General features: G+C 67.0%; 17 protein-coding genes. 14 read left to right on the top strand and 3 right to left on the bottom strand.

All coding sequences use genetic code 11. From position 1 onward, the window contains the following. The first annotated feature begins 4 nt into the window (after positions 1-4). The 3 genes from LOS8367_RS17855 to LOS8367_RS17845 are packed head-to-tail and all read left to right on the top strand — an operon-like array spanning position 5 to position 2,696. A complete protein-coding gene (locus LOS8367_RS17855) occupies positions 5-847 on the top strand; it encodes a 3-oxoadipate:acetyl-CoA acetyltransferase (RefSeq protein WP_085897899.1) in 843 nt (280 codons plus the stop codon). Further along, positions 844-1,632, top strand: a complete 789-nt coding sequence (gene pcaD, locus LOS8367_RS17850; RefSeq protein ID WP_106535134.1) for a 3-oxoadipate enol-lactonase — start codon at positions 844-846, stop codon at positions 1,630-1,632. Before LOS8367_RS17855 ends, pcaD begins: the two co-directional genes overlap by 4 nt. Then, the gene (locus LOS8367_RS17845) at positions 1,629-2,696 is read left to right on the top strand and encodes a 3-carboxy-cis,cis-muconate cycloisomerase (protein WP_085897898.1); all 1,068 of its coding nucleotides are present in this window, start codon (positions 1,629-1,631) and stop codon (positions 2,694-2,696) included. Before pcaD ends, LOS8367_RS17845 begins: the two co-directional genes overlap by 4 nt. Here LOS8367_RS17845 and LOS8367_RS17840 read toward each other — a convergent pair. Next, complete coding sequence (locus tag LOS8367_RS17840; RefSeq protein WP_085897897.1) at positions 2,676-3,437, bottom strand: IclR family transcriptional regulator domain-containing protein; 762 nt, start codon at positions 3,435-3,437, stop codon at positions 2,676-2,678. The genes LOS8367_RS17845 and LOS8367_RS17840 overlap by 21 nt on opposite strands. Before the next feature lie 130 nt (positions 3,438-3,567). Here LOS8367_RS17840 and LOS8367_RS17835 point away from each other — a divergent pair, with 130 nt between their 5' ends. From LOS8367_RS17835 to pcaF, 3 genes are read left to right on the top strand one after another with little or no spacing between them, the layout of a single operon-like run. Then, complete coding sequence (locus LOS8367_RS17835; protein WP_085897896.1) at positions 3,568-4,275, top strand: 3-oxoacid CoA-transferase subunit A; 708 nt, start codon at positions 3,568-3,570, stop codon at positions 4,273-4,275. Then, complete coding sequence (locus tag LOS8367_RS17830; protein WP_085897895.1) at positions 4,272-4,955, top strand: 3-oxoacid CoA-transferase subunit B; 684 nt, start codon at positions 4,272-4,274, stop codon at positions 4,953-4,955. Before LOS8367_RS17835 ends, LOS8367_RS17830 begins: the two co-directional genes overlap by 4 nt. A 1-nt stretch (position 4,956) precedes the next feature. Then, positions 4,957-6,153 (top strand): 3-oxoadipyl-CoA thiolase, encoded by a 1,197-nt coding sequence (pcaF, locus tag LOS8367_RS17825; RefSeq protein WP_085897894.1) that lies wholly within the window; start codon positions 4,957-4,959, stop codon positions 6,151-6,153. A gap of 372 nt (positions 6,154-6,525) precedes the next feature. Here pcaF and LOS8367_RS17820 read toward each other — a convergent pair whose 3' ends face one another. Continuing rightward, a complete protein-coding gene (locus LOS8367_RS17820) occupies positions 6,526-7,560 on the bottom strand; it encodes a tyrosine-type recombinase/integrase (RefSeq protein WP_085897893.1) in 1,035 nt (344 codons plus the stop codon). A gap of 307 nt (positions 7,561-7,867) precedes the next feature. Here LOS8367_RS17820 and LOS8367_RS17815 point away from each other — a divergent pair, with 307 nt between their 5' ends. The 6 genes from LOS8367_RS17815 to LOS8367_RS17790 all read left to right on the top strand — a co-directional run bounded on the left by LOS8367_RS17815 (position 7,868) and on the right by LOS8367_RS17790 (position 14,273). Continuing rightward, positions 7,868-8,845 carry a sugar phosphate isomerase/epimerase family protein gene (locus LOS8367_RS17815; protein WP_085897892.1) on the top strand — a complete coding sequence of 326 codons (978 nt, stop codon included), beginning with the start codon at positions 7,868-7,870 and terminating at the stop codon, positions 8,843-8,845. A 45-nt stretch (positions 8,846-8,890) separates the two neighbouring features. Beyond that, positions 8,891-9,937, top strand: a complete 1,047-nt coding sequence (locus tag LOS8367_RS17810) for a sugar ABC transporter substrate-binding protein (RefSeq protein WP_085897891.1) — start codon at positions 8,891-8,893, stop codon at positions 9,935-9,937. A gap of 92 nt (positions 9,938-10,029) precedes the next feature. Further along, positions 10,030-11,535 carry a sugar ABC transporter ATP-binding protein gene (locus LOS8367_RS17805; RefSeq protein WP_242665646.1) on the top strand — a complete coding sequence of 502 codons (1,506 nt, stop codon included), beginning with the start codon at positions 10,030-10,032 and terminating at the stop codon, positions 11,533-11,535. An 8-nt stretch (positions 11,536-11,543) separates the two neighbouring features. Beyond that, entirely contained in the window at positions 11,544-12,527 is a 984-nt protein-coding gene (locus tag LOS8367_RS17800) for an ABC transporter permease (RefSeq protein ID WP_085897889.1), read from the top strand. Between the two features lie 4 nt (positions 12,528-12,531). After that, positions 12,532-13,389, top strand: coding sequence for a MurR/RpiR family transcriptional regulator (locus LOS8367_RS17795; protein WP_085897888.1), 858 nt, complete (start codon positions 12,532-12,534; stop codon positions 13,387-13,389). A gap of 11 nt (positions 13,390-13,400) precedes the next feature. Continuing rightward, a complete protein-coding gene (locus LOS8367_RS17790) occupies positions 13,401-14,273 on the top strand; it encodes a ribokinase (RefSeq protein WP_085897887.1) in 873 nt (290 codons plus the stop codon). A gap of 104 nt (positions 14,274-14,377) precedes the next feature. On the opposite strand, the gene LOS8367_RS17785 is transcribed toward LOS8367_RS17790, so the two are convergent. Further along, positions 14,378-15,412: a tyrosine-type recombinase/integrase gene (locus tag LOS8367_RS17785; RefSeq protein ID WP_085897886.1), complete on the bottom strand. Its 1,035-nt coding sequence runs from the start codon at positions 15,410-15,412 to the stop codon at positions 14,378-14,380. Positions 15,413-15,477: 65 nt separating this feature from the next. Here LOS8367_RS17785 and LOS8367_RS17780 point away from each other — a divergent pair, with 65 nt between their 5' ends. Both LOS8367_RS17780 and LOS8367_RS17775 read left to right on the top strand, forming a co-directional pair. Beyond that, positions 15,478-15,738: a hypothetical protein gene (locus LOS8367_RS17780; protein WP_085897885.1), complete on the top strand. Its 261-nt coding sequence runs from the start codon at positions 15,478-15,480 to the stop codon at positions 15,736-15,738. Positions 15,739-15,929: 191 nt separating this feature from the next. Beyond that, positions 15,930-16,322: a hypothetical protein gene (locus LOS8367_RS17775; protein ID WP_085897884.1), complete on the top strand. Its 393-nt coding sequence runs from the start codon at positions 15,930-15,932 to the stop codon at positions 16,320-16,322. Positions 16,323-16,441 lie beyond the last annotated feature (119 nt).

The following is a 16,441-nucleotide window of genomic DNA, read 5'->3' as shown; positions in this document are numbered from 1 at the left end:
TTGCATGTCCGATCCCTGCATCATCTGCGTCGCGATCACCGGCTCCCTGCCGACCAAGGAGAACAATCCGGCGGTGCCAATCAGCATCGACGAACAGATCGAGAGCACGCAGGAGGCCTTCGAGGCCGGGGCGTCCATCGCCCACTGCCACGTGCGCGACGACGAGGGCAGGCCGACCTCGGACCCCGAACGCTTTGCCCGGCTGAAAGAGGGGATCGAAAAGTACTGCCCAGGCATGATCGTGCAGCTCTCCACCGGCGGCCGCTCGGGCGCCGGGCAGGCGCGCGGCGGCATGCTGCCGCTGGCGCCGGACATGGCCTCGCTCTCGGTGGGCTCGAACAACTTCCCGACGCGGGTTTACGAGAACCCGCCGGATCTGGTCGACTGGCTGGCGTCGGAGATGGTGAAGCATCGCATCAAGCCCGAGATCGAAGCCTTTGACCTCAGCCACATCGTGCAGGCCACCCGCATGGCGCAAAATGGGCGGATCGCGGCACCACTATATGTGCAGTTCGTGATGGGGGTGATGAACGCGATGCCGGTCGACGAGCCGATCTTCGATTTCTACATCGAGACCCTGAAGCGGCTCGCGCCTGACGCGCTATGGTGCGCGGCCGGGATCGGCGCGGCGCAGATCACCGTCAATGAATGGGCGATCGCCAAGGGCGGGCACACCCGCACCGGGCTCGAGGACAACGTCCGGCTTGACCGCGACCGGCTCGCGCCCTCGAACGCGGCGCTGGTCAAGCGCACCGCCGATCTCTGCGAGAAATACGAGCGTCCCGTCGCGACATGGGCGCAGGCGCGCGAGATGCTGGGACTGCGGATGCCGAAGGGCGTGGCATGAGCGGGCTGCGTTTCGCCGCGCCGAACGGCGCCGTGTTGCATCATGTGATCCGCGAGGGGCGCGGCCGGCCGGTGGTGTTCGCTAACTCGCTCGGCACCGATCTGCGGATCTGGCAGGCGGTGGTGGCCAGGCTCGACCCCGAGACGCCGCTCCTTTTGTGGGACAAGCGCGGCCACGGCCTGTCGGAGGAGGGGCCGCTCGGGATGGAGGGCCACGCCGCCGATCTCGCCGGGCTGATGGATCTGCACGGGCTGTCGGGCGCGCTGGTCTGCGGCGTTTCGGTCGGCGGCATGATCGCGCAGGCCCTGTCGGCGGAGCGGCCCGATCTCGTGGCCGGGCTGATCCTGTCGAACACCGGCCACAGGATCGGCGACGACGCCAGCTGGAACGCGCGGATCGACACGGTCGAGAGCGACGGCATCGCTGCCATGTCCGAGACCATCCTCGAACGCTGGCTCTCGCCGGGCTACCGCGCCGCGCAGCCCGAGATGCTGGCAGGCTGGCGGATGATGCTGACCCGAACCCCGGCCTCAGGCTACGCGGCGGTCTGCCGGGCGATCCGTGACGCCGACCTCACCGAGGCGGCGCGCGGCATCGCGGTGCCGACGCTCTGCCTCGCGGGCAGCGATGACGGCGCGACCCCGCCGGAGCTGGTCTCGGCACTGGCCGCGCTGGTGCCGGGGGCCGAATATCGCTGCCTCGACGGGGCAGGGCATCTGCCCTGCATCGAGCGGCCCGACGAGGTCGCGGCGATGATCCGCGAGATGCTGGACCGGGTCGGGTGAGCGGGGTCTTCGACCATCCCTGGCTGTCCGGGCTGTTCGGCGATGCTGAGATGGCCGCGATCTGGAGCGCAAAGGCCGATCTGGCGCGGATGATCGCCTTCGAGGCGGCCTATTCCCGCGCCCTTGGTGCCGCCGGGCTGGCCGATGCGGCGATGGCCGAGCGCGCGGCGCGGGCGATCGAGGCGGCGCGGATCGACATGGATGCCATGCGCGACGGCACCGCGCGCGACGGGCTGCCGGTCCCGGCGCTGGTCGCGCAGCTCAAGCGGGCGGCGGGCGAGGATGCGGGCGCGGTGCATCGCGGCGCCACCTCGCAGGACGTGATCGACAGCGCGCTGGCCTGCGCGCTGCGCGACACCGGCGAGCTGCTCCGCGACCGGATCGGCATCTTGCGCACCGCGCTCGAGGCATTGCGCGTCCGCTTCGGCGACCGCGCACTGATGGGGCGGACGCGGATGCAGGCGGCGCTGCCGATCTCGGTGGCCGACCGGATCGAGACCTGGGCGCGGCCGCTCGATGACCATCTCGACCGGCTGGAGCGGATCATGCCGCAGGTGACGCGGCTGCAGCTCGGCGGGCCGGTCGGCACACGTGCCGATCTGAGCGGGCAGGGCGCGGCCGTGGCGGAGCGCGTGGCGGCGGCGCTTGGGCTGGCGCCCGCGCCGCAATGGCACGCCCGACGCGACGGCGTGGCCGAATTCGCGGGGCTGATGTCGCTGATCTCGGGGGGCTTGGGCAAGATGGGGCAGGATCTGTGCCTGATGGCCCAGCAGACCCCTCGCGAGGTGACACTGTCAGGCGCGGGGGGCTCCTCGGCGATGGCGCACAAGCAGAACCCGGTCGCGGCCGAGCTGCTGGTCACGCTGGCGCGCTACAACGCCACCCAGCTGTCGGCGATGCATCAGGCACTGGTCCACGAACAGGAACGCTCGGGCGCTGCCTGGCAGCTCGAATGGATGGTGCTGCCGCAGATGGCGCAGGCGACAGGTCGCGCGCTCGCCGCCGCCGCCGCGCTGTGCGACGCGGTCGAGCAAATCGGCCCTTCAAGCGAGAACGCGCTTTAGACCCGCCTGCACCCGACGCATCTCGGGCAGGTAGGTCTCGGCCAGCGTCTCGGCGCGCTCTTGGGTCGCGGCCATGCCGAGATTGAGCGCGGCGAGGGTCTGCCCGCGCGCATTGATCAGCGGCACCGCAATCGAGCGCAGGCCCAGCTCGACCTCCTGGTCGATGATCGCGTAGCCGTCGGCGCGTGCCGCCGACACCCGCGCCATGATTGCCTCCGGATCGGTCAGGCTGAGCGGTGTTCGCGGCGCGAGGTCGCTGCGCTCGATCAGGGCGCGGGCCTCGGCCTCGGGGAGGGCCGCCAGCAGCACCCGACCGAGCGAAGTGCAATGCGCCGGCAGCCTTGAGCCGGGCATCAGCCCGATCGACATCACCCGCCGCTGCGCCGCGCGGGCGAGATAGACGATCTCGGTGTCGTCGCGGATCGCCACCGAGGCCGACTGTCCGACCCGCTCCGACAGCTGGTCGAGCCAAGGCTGCACCAATTGCGCCAGGGGCAGCGTCGCCAGCGCCGACATGCCGAGCCGCAGCACCCGTGGCATCAGGGTGAAATACTTGCCGTCATGGGTGGCGTAGCCCCCGGCGACAAGCGTCAGCAGGCAACGCCGTGCAGTGGCACGGTCGAGGCCGGTGCGCGCCGCCGCCTCGGCCACCGAGAGCCGCGGATGCGCCGCGTCGAATGCCTCGATCACCCTGAGGCCCTTGGCGAATGAGGCGATGATATCGGGGGTCTTGTTCGGCATGCGCACAGGATTGGCCTTAGTCCGAACAAATGTCGAGATGCGAACGACTTCTCTTGTCCCTCGGATCAACAGCCTCGTAGGAGGAAGACCACAGAGCCGCGCGGGTGCGGCGTCTCAAGGGGGTCGAGGAATGGATAAGACATGGGACTGCCCCGCCGCCGCGGTGGCCGACATCCCCGACGGGGCGAGCGTGATGATCGGTGGTTTCGGCGGCTCGGGCGCGCCGATCGAGCTGATCCACGCGCTGATCGATCGCGGCCCGCGCGATCTGACGGTGATCAACAACAACGCCGGCAACGGCCGGATCGGCATCGCCGCGATGATCGACGCCGGCATGGTGCGCAAGATCATCTGCTCCTTTCCGAAGTCCAAGGATCCCCGCGCCTTCACCGAGGCCTATCTTGCCGGCCGGATCGAGTTGGAGTTGGTGCCGCAGGGCACCTTGGCCGAACGGATCCGTGCGGGCGGAGCGGGCATTCCCGCCTTCTACACGCCGACCTCTTTCGGCACGGAGCTGGCGGCAGGCAAACCCACCGCGGAGTTCGACGGGCGCGGCTACGTGCAGGAGCGCTGGCTCAAGGCCGACTACGCGCTGGTCAAGGCCGAGACCGCCGATCGGCACGGCAACCTCGTCTACCGCAAGGCGGGCCGCAATTTCGGCCCGCTGATGTGCATGGCCGCCGCCGCGACGATCGTGCAGGCGAGCCGCATCGTGGAACCCGGCGCGATCGATCCCGAGCATGTCGTGACCCCGGGGCTCTTCGTCGACCGGGTGATCGCGGTGCCGGATGCGCGCCAGGAAGAGGATCTCAACATCGAGGGGGCGGTCTACGCATGAGCAACATCGCGAACATCAAGCTGTCCAACGCGCAGATCGCCTGGCGCGCGGCGCAGGACATCGAGGACGGCTCTTACGTCAATCTTGGCATCGGCTTCCCCGAGATGGTGGCGCGCTACCAGGTCGCGGGGCGCAAGGCGATCTACCACACCGAGAACGGCATCCTCGATTTTGGCCCCGCGCCAGCGCCGGGGCAGGAGGACTGGGACCTGATCAACGCCGGCAAGAAGGCGGTCACGCTCAATCCCGGCGCGGCGTTCTTTCACCACGCCGATAGCTTCGCCATGGTGCGCGGCGGCCATCTCGACGTGGCCATCCTCGGTGCCTTCGAGGTGGCCGAAAACGGCGATCTCGCGAATTGGAGCGTCGGCAAGGGCGGCGTGCCCGCAGTCGGCGGCGCGATGGATCTCGTGCATGGCGCCAAGCGCGTCGCGGTGATCACCGACCACCTCACCAAGACCGGCGCGCCCAAGCTGGTGGAACGCTGCTCGCTGCCGCTCACCGGGGTGGGCTGCGTGACACGGGTCTACACCTCGCTGGCCGTGGTGGATATCGAGGCGGGCCGCTTCGTGCTGCGCGAGAAGCTCGCCGCGATCACGCTGGGCGATCTGCAGGCCGTGACCGGCGCGACGCTCAATCTCGACGGCCCCGTGGCCGCCCTCACCGTTCCGGAGCTCTGACATGACCGACGCCTATATCTGCGACTACATCCGCACCCCGATCGGCCGCTATGGCGGCGCTCTGGCCGGGGTCCGCGCCGACGATCTGGGGGCAATCCCGCTGCGCGCGCTGATGGCGCGCAACGCGGGTGTCGACTGGGACGCCGTCGACGAGGTGATCTATGGCTGCGCCAACCAGGCGGGCGAGGACAACCGCAACGTCGCCCGGATGTCGGCCCTGCTCGCCGGTCTGCCGGTGACGGTGCCGGGCACCACGATGAACCGGCTCTGCGGCTCGGGCATGGACGCGGTGATCACCGCCGCGCGCGCCATCCGTGCCGGCGAGGCAGAGCTGATCGTCGCCGGCGGGGTCGAGAGCATGTCCCGCGCGCCCTTCGTGATGGGCAAGGCCGAGACCGCCTTCTCGCGTTCGGCCGAGATCTTCGACACCACCATCGGCTGGCGCTTCGTGAACCCGCTGATGAATGCGCAATACGGCGTCGACTCGATGCCCGAGACCGCCGAGAATGTGGCAGAGGATTTCGCCATCTCGCGCGAGGATCAGGACGCCTTCGCGCTGCGCAGCCAGGTCAAGGCCGCCGAAGCCATCGCCTCGGGGCGGCTGGCGCGCGAGATCACCCCGGTGGAGATCCCGCAGCGCAAGGGTGACCCGAAGATCGTCGACACCGACGAGCATCCCCGCGCCACCTCGCTCAAGGCGCTGGCCAAGCTGCGCGCTCCGTTCCGCGAGGGCGGTTCGGTGACGGCGGGCAACGCCTCGGGCGTCAATGACGGAGCGGCGGCGCTCATTATCGCTTCGGCCGAGGCGGCAAAGAAGCATGGGCTGACCCCGATCGCGCGCATCCTCGGCGGTGCCACGGCGGGCGTCGCGCCGCGCATCATGGGCTTCGGCCCCGCGCCCGCCTCGAAGAAGCTGATGGCGCGGCTCGGGCTGACGCCGGACGACTTGGCGGTGATCGAGCTGAACGAGGCCTTCGCGAGCCAGGGGCTCGCCACGCTCCGTGATCTCGGCATCGCCGATGACGACGCGCGGGTGAACCGCAATGGCGGCGCCATCGCGCTCGGCCACCCGCTGGGCATGTCGGGTGCACGGATCACCGGCACCGCCGCGCTCGATCTGACATCGGGCGAGATGTCGCTTTCGACCATGTGCATCGGCGTGGGTCAGGGCATCGCCGTGGCGCTCAAAGGGGTCTGAGAGAGGGGGCGGGGCAGCTTGACTGCCCGGCCCGATGCCAAACCCGGTATCGGCGGCGAGGCTCGGCGCCGCCTGCGCCTGCCGGAACTCGCCTCATGGTCAGGCAGGCCGAGCGAGACAAGGTTTTCGAGCGCGCAACGAACATGGGCTGGCCCTGAGTTGCTGCGACATGACCCAAACCGAGCCACCTCGCTCGGCGCTCTTCGAGGTCGCCTCCCGCTTGCTCTGATCGTTGAACCCGCCGCCGCCCATCATGGCTTACTTGCCTCAAAATTAGCGAAGAAGGCGTCTACAAGAGACGGGTCTATTCAAGCTGGATAGCCCCGTGTCTTGTGGACGCCGTCCTCACTAAATTTGAGGCATGGGGGCCCGCTACAGTCCCGCAGCCTTGGTCAAATTGAACCGGAATCTATCCCGACTGCGCTGATATCGGCGGGTCATCTCGGCCGAGGCGTGGCCGAGCTGCTTCTGGACATGGCGCTCGTCAATCTCGGCCGATGTCGCGAGGCCTGCGCGCATCGAATGCCCGGCGAAGAGGGCCCGGCGTTCAGCATCGGGCAGGTCGGGCCGCAGCCCCGCCGCGAGTGCCGCGCGCTGCACCAGCCGCGCCACGTGGCGGTCGTTCAGACGGCGTGGCAGCGCGCGGCGGCCGTCGCGACTGACGGCGGTGAACAGCGGGCCAAACTCGATCTTCGCGAAGTCCAGCCAGCGCTCCAGCGCCAGCACCGGGCAGGTCGCGGCGCTGGAGCCCCGCGCGATTTCGATCTCCCGCCAGCCGGTCTTGCCCCGCAGCGTCACCAGCGCGCCGGCGTCGAGGATCTCGACCCAGCCGCTGCCGGCGATGGTGTCGTCCTTGGCCCGGTCGAGTCCGACCAGTTCCGAGCGCCGCAGCGCGCCAGCGAAACCGATGAGCAGCATCGCCCGATCGCGCAGACTGCGCAGGTCGTGGCCGAGCGTGGCCAGCATGGCGCGCAGATCGTCCGGCCCGATCGCGTCCTTCTGCACCGGTGGCCGGGCGTGACGGCGGCGGATGCCGGCGAGGACGGAGGCGATGTGCCGGTCGCGGCGGTCGAGTCGCATCCCGCGCTGCGCGTAGTTCCAAGACAGTCCCGCCAGCTGCCGCTCGATCGAGGCGACCGACAGCGCGCGCGTCCTGCCCGACGGTGCCGCGAGATCGGTGATGTAGAGCCCGACCAGCTCGGGGGAGGAGGGCAGGGGGTCGGCGCCCTTCAATCGGCACCAGCGGGCGAAGGCGGTCCAGTCGCGCGTATAGGCCCGGCGGGTGTTCTCGGCGATGGCGTGGTCGGCGTAGCCGCGGGCGGTGTCGACGAGGCGGTCGAGTCGGCCGGAGCCCGCGACGTGGCCGGGCAAGGCGATCAGGGCGGGGATTTGGGGCGTGTCCGGCATGGTGATGGGCGTAGCACGCTCATGTTCGATAATGGGGCTCACTGGACCTCCGCGCTCTTCGACGAGAGGTCCCCAACCATTTCGGCCCGGTCATCGGCCCCTGCCTCGTTCCGGGCCGATGGCATGGACCGACAGGAACTCAATCGTCTACCGAGCAGACGGGCTTCAAGGAGTAGCGCGCAGACTGCCACGGCGCCACTCTGTCGGCTCCTGTCGTCTAAGCATTCGACCTCCTCCTACCTGCCAGCAAATTCCTCTTGCGATCTTCACGAGTTTACGGATATTCGTAAAGAAAGTTGGAGGCACCATGACACGATTCGCGACCCGCCTGAATTCATTCGCCGCCAAGGCCGAGATGGAGTGGCCAGATCTGCAGGGAAAACCCACGGCGCTGATGATGGCACGCCGTGCCGCGCGGGTGCCGGGCCTGACCCATGTCGATCTGAACTATCCCGACCACGTCACGGATGACCCGCGGGCCGTGAAGGAAGAGATCGAGGCCATGGGGCTCGGGATCAACGGTCTCGCCATGCGCTACTATACGAACCCCGCTTTCAAGCTCGGCGCCTTTACCCATCCCGACAGGGCTGTACGGCGTGAGGCGATCGACCTGACCAAGCGGGGCATCGACGCGGCGCTGGAGATGGACGCCCCGCTGATGACCCTGTGGATGGGGCAGGACGGTTTCGACTACAGCTTCCAGGGTGATTATGGACAGATGTGGGACGACGAGGTGAGCGCCATCCGCGAAGTGGCGGAGCATGCCCCGGACTGCATGATTTCCATTGAATACAAGGCGAACGAGCCCCGCTCCTTCGCGCTTTTGCCCGATGTGGCCACGACGCTCTTGGCGATCGACGAGGCGGGAGCGCCCAATCTCGGGGTCACGCTCGATTTTGCCCACGTGCTGTATGCGGACGAGATGCCCGCTTTCGCCGCAACCCTGATCGCGCGTCGCTCGAGGCTCTTGGGCGTCCACCTCAATGACGGCTATGCCAAGCGCGACGATGGGCTGATGGTGGGGTCCGTGCATCCCCAGGCCACGTTGGAACTGCTCTGGCGGATCCGCCGCGACGGCTACGACGGCGTCATTTACTTCGACACCTTCCCGGATGCGTCCGGCATCGATCCGGTAGAGGAGTGCGCCGCCAATATCGAGATGGTCGAGCGCCTGATGGGCATGGCCGACCGCGTCGATGCCGACAATGCGCTGCATGGCGCCATCGCCACGCAGAACTCGCCCGCCGCCCAACGCGCGATCCAGCGCATTCTGGCCGGCGCCTGACCCGACTTCACAAGTCCCAAGATCATCGTAAAGGGAGGAAACCTGATGACCGCGAAGCTGAAGACCCTGCTGATGGCAGGCACCGTTCTGGGCATGGCCAATGTCGCCATGGCCCAGGATCTCGCCCCGCTCAATTCCGACGAGGAGCCTGATCGGATGGAATGGAGCGAGCTCGACGCGCGCTTCGGCGAGCTGCCCGCGCCGGAGGCGGGCACTGCGGTGGGTGGCGTCTCCAAGACGCTGACCAACGAATACTGGCGGTCTCTGGGTGAGGGTTACGAGAACCTTGCCCAGGAATACGACGTGAAATTTGCCTATCAGGCCGCACCTTCGGAAGGGGATCAGCTTGGCCAGCTCTCGATCGCCGAGAACATGATCCTTCAGGGCTACGACGCGCTGCTGTTCTCGCCGCAGACCGACAACAACCTGCAGCCGGCGCTCGAGACAGCACGTGCACAAGGCATCCCCGTGCTCAATGTCAACGACGCGGTCATTCCCTCGGTCGAGCACTATGTCGGCAACGTGCAGCGCGACAATGGCGTGCGCGTGGCGCAGTGGTTCATCGACAACACCGAGGGCGGCAAGCTCGCGGTGATCGAGGGCCAGCCCGGCGTCTTCGCCGCCGGCCAGCGCACCGATGGCTTCACATCGACGATCGAGGAGGCCGAGGGCTTCGAGGTGGTGGCCAGCGTTCCCGCCAACTGGAGCCGCGAGCAGGCCTACGACGCGGCGTCCACGATTCTGCAGCAGCATCCGGATCTGATCGGCTTCTACGCCAACAACGACGGCATGGCGCTCGGCGTGGTCGAGGCGGTGAAGAATGCCGGCCTGCAGGAGCAGGTCGCGGTGTTCGGCACCGACGGCATCTCGGACGCCTACGCCTCGATCCGCGCCGGTGATCTCACTGGCACGGTCGACAGCTTCCCGGTGCTCACCGGCGAGGTGGCGATGGAGGTTGCGCTGCGTCTTGTCGCCGGGCAGGACCTGCCGCGTGTGGTGGCAACACCGCAAGCGTTGATCACGGCCGACAACATCGAGCAGTATGCTGTCGAGGATACCGCAGCGCTGCGCGACACGCTGCTCGCGCAGTAACCGGCATCCCAGAGGCGGCGCGCGTACCTCCCTGCGCGCGCCGCCCGTATCCGGAAGGATCCGACATGGTTTCCCAAACCCCGCGCCTTGCAGTGGCAGGCATCGAGAAAGGCTTCCCTGGGATCAAGGCGCTCGACGGCGTCTCCTTCGACGTGCGCCCTGGCGAGGTTCACGGCCTGCTGGGCGAGAACGGTGCCGGCAAGTCGACGATGCTCAACGTCTTGTCGGGCGTACTCAAGGCCAACGCGGGCGAAATCCGTGTCGATGGCCAGAGGCTCGACCTCCATCGCCCAGGCGATGCGCGCGCCGCCGGGATCGCGATGATCCACCAGGAACTTCAGCATATCCCGGCTCTCACCGTTGCTCAGAACCTTTACCTTGGACGGCCCCTCAAGGCGGCGGGCGGCCTGCTTGTCGCTCGCCGTGCCCAGGAAGCCCGCGCCCGGGAGATCCTGGCCGATCTTGATCCCACAATCGATCCGGCGCGCCCGATCCACGAGTTGAAAGTGGCGCAGCAGCAGATCGTCGAAATCGCCAGGGCGCTGCTCTACGAGGCGAAGATCATCGCCATGGACGAGCCGACCTCCTCGCTCACTCCGTCCGAATTCGAAAGCCTCGCCGCACTGATTGAGCGCCTACGCCAGGAAGGCGTGTCGATCATCTACGTTTCGCACAAGATGGACGAGGTATTCCGTGTCTGCCAGCGCGCGACGATCCTACGCGACGGCCGCTTCATCGCGACGGTGGATCTCGCCGAGACCAGCGAGGCCGAGGTGGTCTCGCGCATGGTCGGTCGCGACATCCAGCACGAGCGCCACGTGAGCCATGCCACCGCCACCCCCGCGCTTCGGGTGGAAAGCCTCGGCGACGGCCGCATGATCCGGGACGCGTCCTTCACGCTGCACAGGGGCGAGGTGTTGGGGCTTGCCGGCCTGGTTGGCTCGGGGCGCACCGAACTGCTGCGTCTCGTGGCGGGCATCGACCGGGCGCGCTCGGGTCGCATCCAGGTGAATGGCCAAGCGCACACCTTCCGTTCGCCGCGTGAGGCGATCGCGGCAGGCATCGGGTTGGTGCCCGAGGAACGCAAGAAGGACGGCATCGTGCGCGATCGCTCGGTCGCTTCCAACATCGCGCTGCCCTCGATGCGCCGTTTCAGCCGAATGGGACTGATCCGCCGCCGGGTGCTGAGGCAGGAGGCGACGGACCTCATGCAGCAGATGAACCTGCGCCCACCCAATGTCGATCGCGCCATCGGCCAGTTCTCGGGCGGCAACCAGCAAAAAGCCATTATCGGTCGTTGGCTCGCTGCCGACGTGGACATCCTGCTGTTCGACGAGCCGACCCGCGGCATCGACATCGGCGCGAAGTCCGAAATCTACGATCTGATCGAGAAGCTGGCCGCCCAAGGCAAGGCGATCCTGGTGGTCAGCTCCGAGCTGCCGGAAATCCTGCGTCTGTCCGACCGCGTCATGGTGATGCGAGAAGGTCAGATCGCGGCCACATTGGCAGGCGCCGAGATCACGGAAGCGAACATCGCCGCTCACGCCATTCCCCAATCGAAACGCCGTGGCCGGTCCCTGGCCGCCGAACCCGCATGAGCTCCAAAATGACCGACACCACCGACGCCACAACCCCAGCCCGCGGGCTACGGTCCGTCCTGCCAGCGTCCCTGAGCCTGCGCGATGCTGGCACGCTTCTGGGCCTCGTCCTGATCCTGATCGTCTTCGCGAGCCTCAACCCGGTCTTCCTGACGGCGCCCAACCTGCTCAACATCCTGCAGCAATCCTCGATCAACGCCTGCATCGCGCTCGGCATGACCTTCGTGATTATTTCCGGTGGCATCGATCTCTCCGTTGGCCCCACCGCTGCCCTATCGGCCGTGGCCGGCGCGGCTCTGATGGCCGCTGGCGTGCCGGTGCCCCTGGCAATCCTGGCAGCGCTCGCCACTGGTATGGCCTGCGGCCTGTTCAATGGCACGCTGATTGCCTTCGCCGGACTGCAGCCATTCATCGTCACGCTGGGCGGGCTATCGCTCTACCGAGCGCTGGCGCTGATCTTCACGGGCGGCAACCCGATTTTCGGGATTCCGCAGGAGTTCCGCGCGGTGATCAACGGCGATGTCCTGGGTGTACCGGTGCCGGTCGTCATCATCGGCGTGATCGCGGCCTTGCTATGGGTGGTGCTGAACCGAAGCCCCTTCGGTGAATATATCCTGGCCGTGGGCGGCAACCAGGAAGCCGCGCGGATTGCAGGCGTGCCGGTCGCGCGCACCAAGATCACCGTTTACGTGATGTCGGGGGGATTGGCCTCGGTGGCCGCCCTCATCCTGACGGGGCGTCTTGGAGCGGCCGATCCCACCATGGGCAACCTGTGGGAGCTCGACGCCATCGCGGCGGCGGCGATCGGCGGCGCCTCCCTGATGGGCGGCAAGGGGTCGGTTGTCGGCACGCTGTTGGGGGCGGTGATCCTCGGCTCGCTGCGCAACGGCCTGACGCTGATGAACGTGCAGGCGTTCTATCAACTCCTCGCCACCGGCATTATCATCATCCTTGCCATGTTGATTGACCGTGCCACGCGGGGGAGAGGCTGAAACCATGAAGATTGATCCGCGCACTGTCGGCGCTCAGGTCAGGATGCGGACGCCGTCGCTGACACCGCTCGAGGCGCGGGTCGTCGACACCATGACAGGGCGTGCGGATCTCGATCTCACTACCTCCTTGCGCGAGGTGGCCGAAGAGGCCGGCGTCTCGGACGCGATGATCGTCAAGATCGCCAAGAAGCTCGGCTTCAACGGCTACCGAGATTTCCGGGAGGCACTGGTGGAGTATCGCCAGTCCGACGTGGCCTCGCTACATGCGGAGATTTCGCCCGAGGACAGCGCAGCCGACATCGTCCGCAAGGTGTTCAACACCGCCGTCCAGGCGCTGGAGGAAACCATGTCGATCCTCGACATGGAGGCGTTCGAGCGAGCCGCCGCCTTGCTGCACAGAGCGCGCAATCGCGACTTCTACGGGCTGGGCGGCTCGGCGCAGATCGCGCGGGATGTGGCACACAAGTTCCTGCGGATCGGCCTGCGCGCCAATGTCCAGGACGACGCGCATATGATGCTGATGTCGGCCTCTTTGCTTGGCCCGGAGGACGTGGTAGTGGCCTTCTCGCATTCGGGCGCAACCTCTGCTGTGCTCGAAGCGACGCGGCTCGCCCGGGCCAACGGGGCGCGCACCATCGCGCTCACCAATTATTCGAATGCGCCTTTGGCGGAGATCGCGGACGTCACCTTGTGTTCGACCGCGCAAGGCTCTCCGCTTCTGGGCGAGAATGCGGCCGCGCGGATCGCGCAGCTCAACATCATGGACGCCATCTTCGTCGCGGTGGCGCAGCGCGACTTTCCGACCGCCGAGGCCCGTCTGGCCAAGACGATGCGCTCGATCGGTGGCAAGCGCGACAAGTAGGATCAGACCCCATGCAAAAGACCCCCGGTGCCGTCGTTGTCGTCGGCAGCCTTCACTATGACATCTTTGTCGAGGCTCCCCACCGTCCCGCGCCGGGCGAAACCGTGACCGGCCATCGCTGGCACCCCAAGTTCGGCGGCAAGGGCGGCAACCAGGCGGTGGCCATCGCGGCCGAGGGGCGCGAGGCGCGCATGGTGTCGGCGGTTGGGGACGACGACTTCGGCACCTTTCTTCTGGAGCGGCTGTCCGAGAAAGGTGTGTTGACTGACCATGTGGCGCGACTGCCTGGCACCCGCTCGGGCATGAGCGTGGCGGTCTCCGATGCAAGCGGCGACTACGGCGCCGTCATCGTATCCGGGGCGAATCTTGAGATCGCGGAGCAGGCGCTTGCCGCGGACGCGCTGTGGGAAGGTGCCACCCATCTGGTTCTACAGAACGAGGTGCGGGAAGAGATCAACATTGCCGCTGCACGTGCAGCGCGGGCGCATGGAATCGCGGTCTGCCTCAACGCGGCGCCTTGGCGGGCCATGAGCGCGGGCTTCTTGGATCTCGTTGATATACTCGTGGTCAATGCGCTCGAGGCCGAGAGCCTGTGCGGGATGGCCGTGTCGTCTCTGGATTCTGCTGCGGCCGCGGCCGAAATACTGTCAGCGCGTTTTCCTTGTGCCGTAGTCACGGCCGGGGGCGATGGCGTGGCATTCCAATGCGGGCAGGACCGGGCGGCCCTGCCGGCCGAGAAGGTCGAACTCGTCTCGACGCATGGTGCAGGCGACTGCTTCATCGGCGCGTTGGTGGGGCAACTTGCTGCCGGAACGAATTTCACAATGGCGCTTGATCATGCCAATCGCGCAGCCGCTCAGCATGTGTCTCAGCTCATAGCTTGATATCTATGACCATGTTTGACCTCCGGGTGTTTGGCACATTACACAATGCGACCGACGGTCATCGATAAGGGTATGTCATACTCGGATCGCTTCTGTTCCCTCGCTTACAGCCCCGCCGCCTTGCTCAGGTTCACCCGGGACCGATCCCGATTTCGCTGGTAGCGGCGGGTCATCTCAGCCGAGGCATGACCGAGCTGCTTCTGCACATGCCGCTCGTCGATTTCGGCCGACGAGGCCAGTCCGGCGCGTAGCGAATGGCCGGCGAAGAGGGTTCGGCGCTCGGCCTCCGGCAAATCCGCTCGCAGCCCCGCCGCCAACGCCGTGCGCTGCACCAGTCGGGCGACGTGGCGATCGTTCAGGCGCCGTGCCAGCGCACGGCTCCCGTCCCGGCTGACGGCGGTGAACAGCGGCCCGACCTCAATCTTCGCGAAGTCCAGCCAGCGGTCCAGCGCCTGCACCGGGCAGGTCGCGTCCCTCGATCCGCGCGCGATCTCCACCGCGCGCCACCCGGTCTTGCCGCGCAGGGTGACCAGCACGCCAGCGTCGAGGATCTCGACCCATCCGTTGCCGTCGAGGGTGTCGTCCTTGGCCCGGTCGAGTCCGACCAGTTCGGAGCGCCGCAGCGCTCCGGCAAAGCCGATGAGCAGCATCGCCCGATCGCGCAGCCCGCGCAGGTCGTGGTCGAGGGTGGCGAGCATGGCGCGCAGATCGTCGGGCCCGATCGCCTCCTTCTGCGCCGGCGGCCGCGCATGGCGGCGGCGGATGCCGGCGAGGACGCTCGCGATGTGCCGGTCGCGGCAGTCGAGCCGCATTCCGCGCTGCGCGTAGTTCCAGCTGAGACCGGCGAGCCGGCGCTCGATCGAGGCGACTGAGAGCGCGCGCGTCTTGCCCACGGGTGCCGCGAGATCAGTGATGTAGAGCCCGACCAGATCTGGCGAGGGGGGCAGGGGGTCGGCGCCCTTCAATCGGCACCAGCGCGCGAAAGCCGCCCAGTCGCGGACATAAGCTCGGCGGGTGGTCTCGGCGACGGCGTGATCGGCGTAGCCGCGGGCGGTGTCGAGGAGGCGGTCGAGGCTGCCGGAGCCGGCGACATCGGCGGGCAGGGCAATTAGGGCGGGGTTTTCGGGCGTGTGCGGCATGCCGACGGGCGTAGCTCGCTCATGTCCGATAAGTCAGCTGATTAAATACCGAGAGCTGGCAGGAGGTGGATTACCTGCTCGGCGTCTGGCTTAGCGGCGACCACTGGCGCGTGCTGGCTTTCCAACTGATCGAGGGCGGCAAACTACCGGGCATCGACATAGTTCTCGGTGTCATCAGCAAAGACATCAGCCCTGTCTCGATCTACGCATTCTTCATGACGCCCCAGCCGCAGCTGATGCGAGCCGGCAAGATGGCCTCGCCCATCGAGTGGCTGATATCAGACTGCGACCCAGACGCTGTCGCCGAACTTGCCCGCAATCTTTAAGATCTCCAGAGGTGCCCAATTATACGAAGAAACACTATAAGTCGCTATAACTTACTGCGTTTGGAGCAGCCGCGCTCAGGTTCCGTCCTGCGCCGCTCACGATGATCCCTTGCACCGGTATGTCGCGGTATTTGCGAATGCGTACCGGTATCCTTCAGTGAATACCGAGCCACATTCGGATACCGCGCCACATGACCGACTACACTAACGATCTGGTTTTTCTGGATTTCGAGGCCTCATCTCTTGCTGCCGACAGCTGGCCGGTCGAGATTGGCCTCTCTTGGCTCGCAGATGATGGGACGATTGAGACCCATGCGCAGCTAATCCGAAGGCATCCCAGCTGGTCGATGGACGCATGGTCTGAGGACAGCGCAGCCATTCACAGCATCCCGTTCGCGCTGCTCGAGAAAGGGCTCGAAGCCACAGAGGCAGCCGTGTGGTTCCAGACCATGACACGTGGGCGAAGGGTCTGCTCGGATGCGCTCAGATACGAGAGCATGTGGCTCCGCCGACTGCTCGAGACGTCGTGTGATCCGAACACCGTGGACCAAGAGTTGGCGAGGCTCCGAGACATTCTGACCTGAGACCCTGTTCCTCCTCCAGTTTGGGGTAGAGTCCGTCCAACTCAGGAGACGGACATGAAGCGATCGCGTTTCGCGGAAGAGCAGATCATTGGAATGCTGAAGGAACAGGAGGCCGGGCT

This window comes from Limimaricola soesokkakensis (assembly GCF_900172345.1).
Lineage (GTDB): Bacteria > Pseudomonadota > Alphaproteobacteria > Rhodobacterales > Rhodobacteraceae > Limimaricola > Limimaricola soesokkakensis.
Note: the sequence above shows the minus strand (reverse complement) of the source record. Positions and strands in the feature narration are given on the sequence as shown.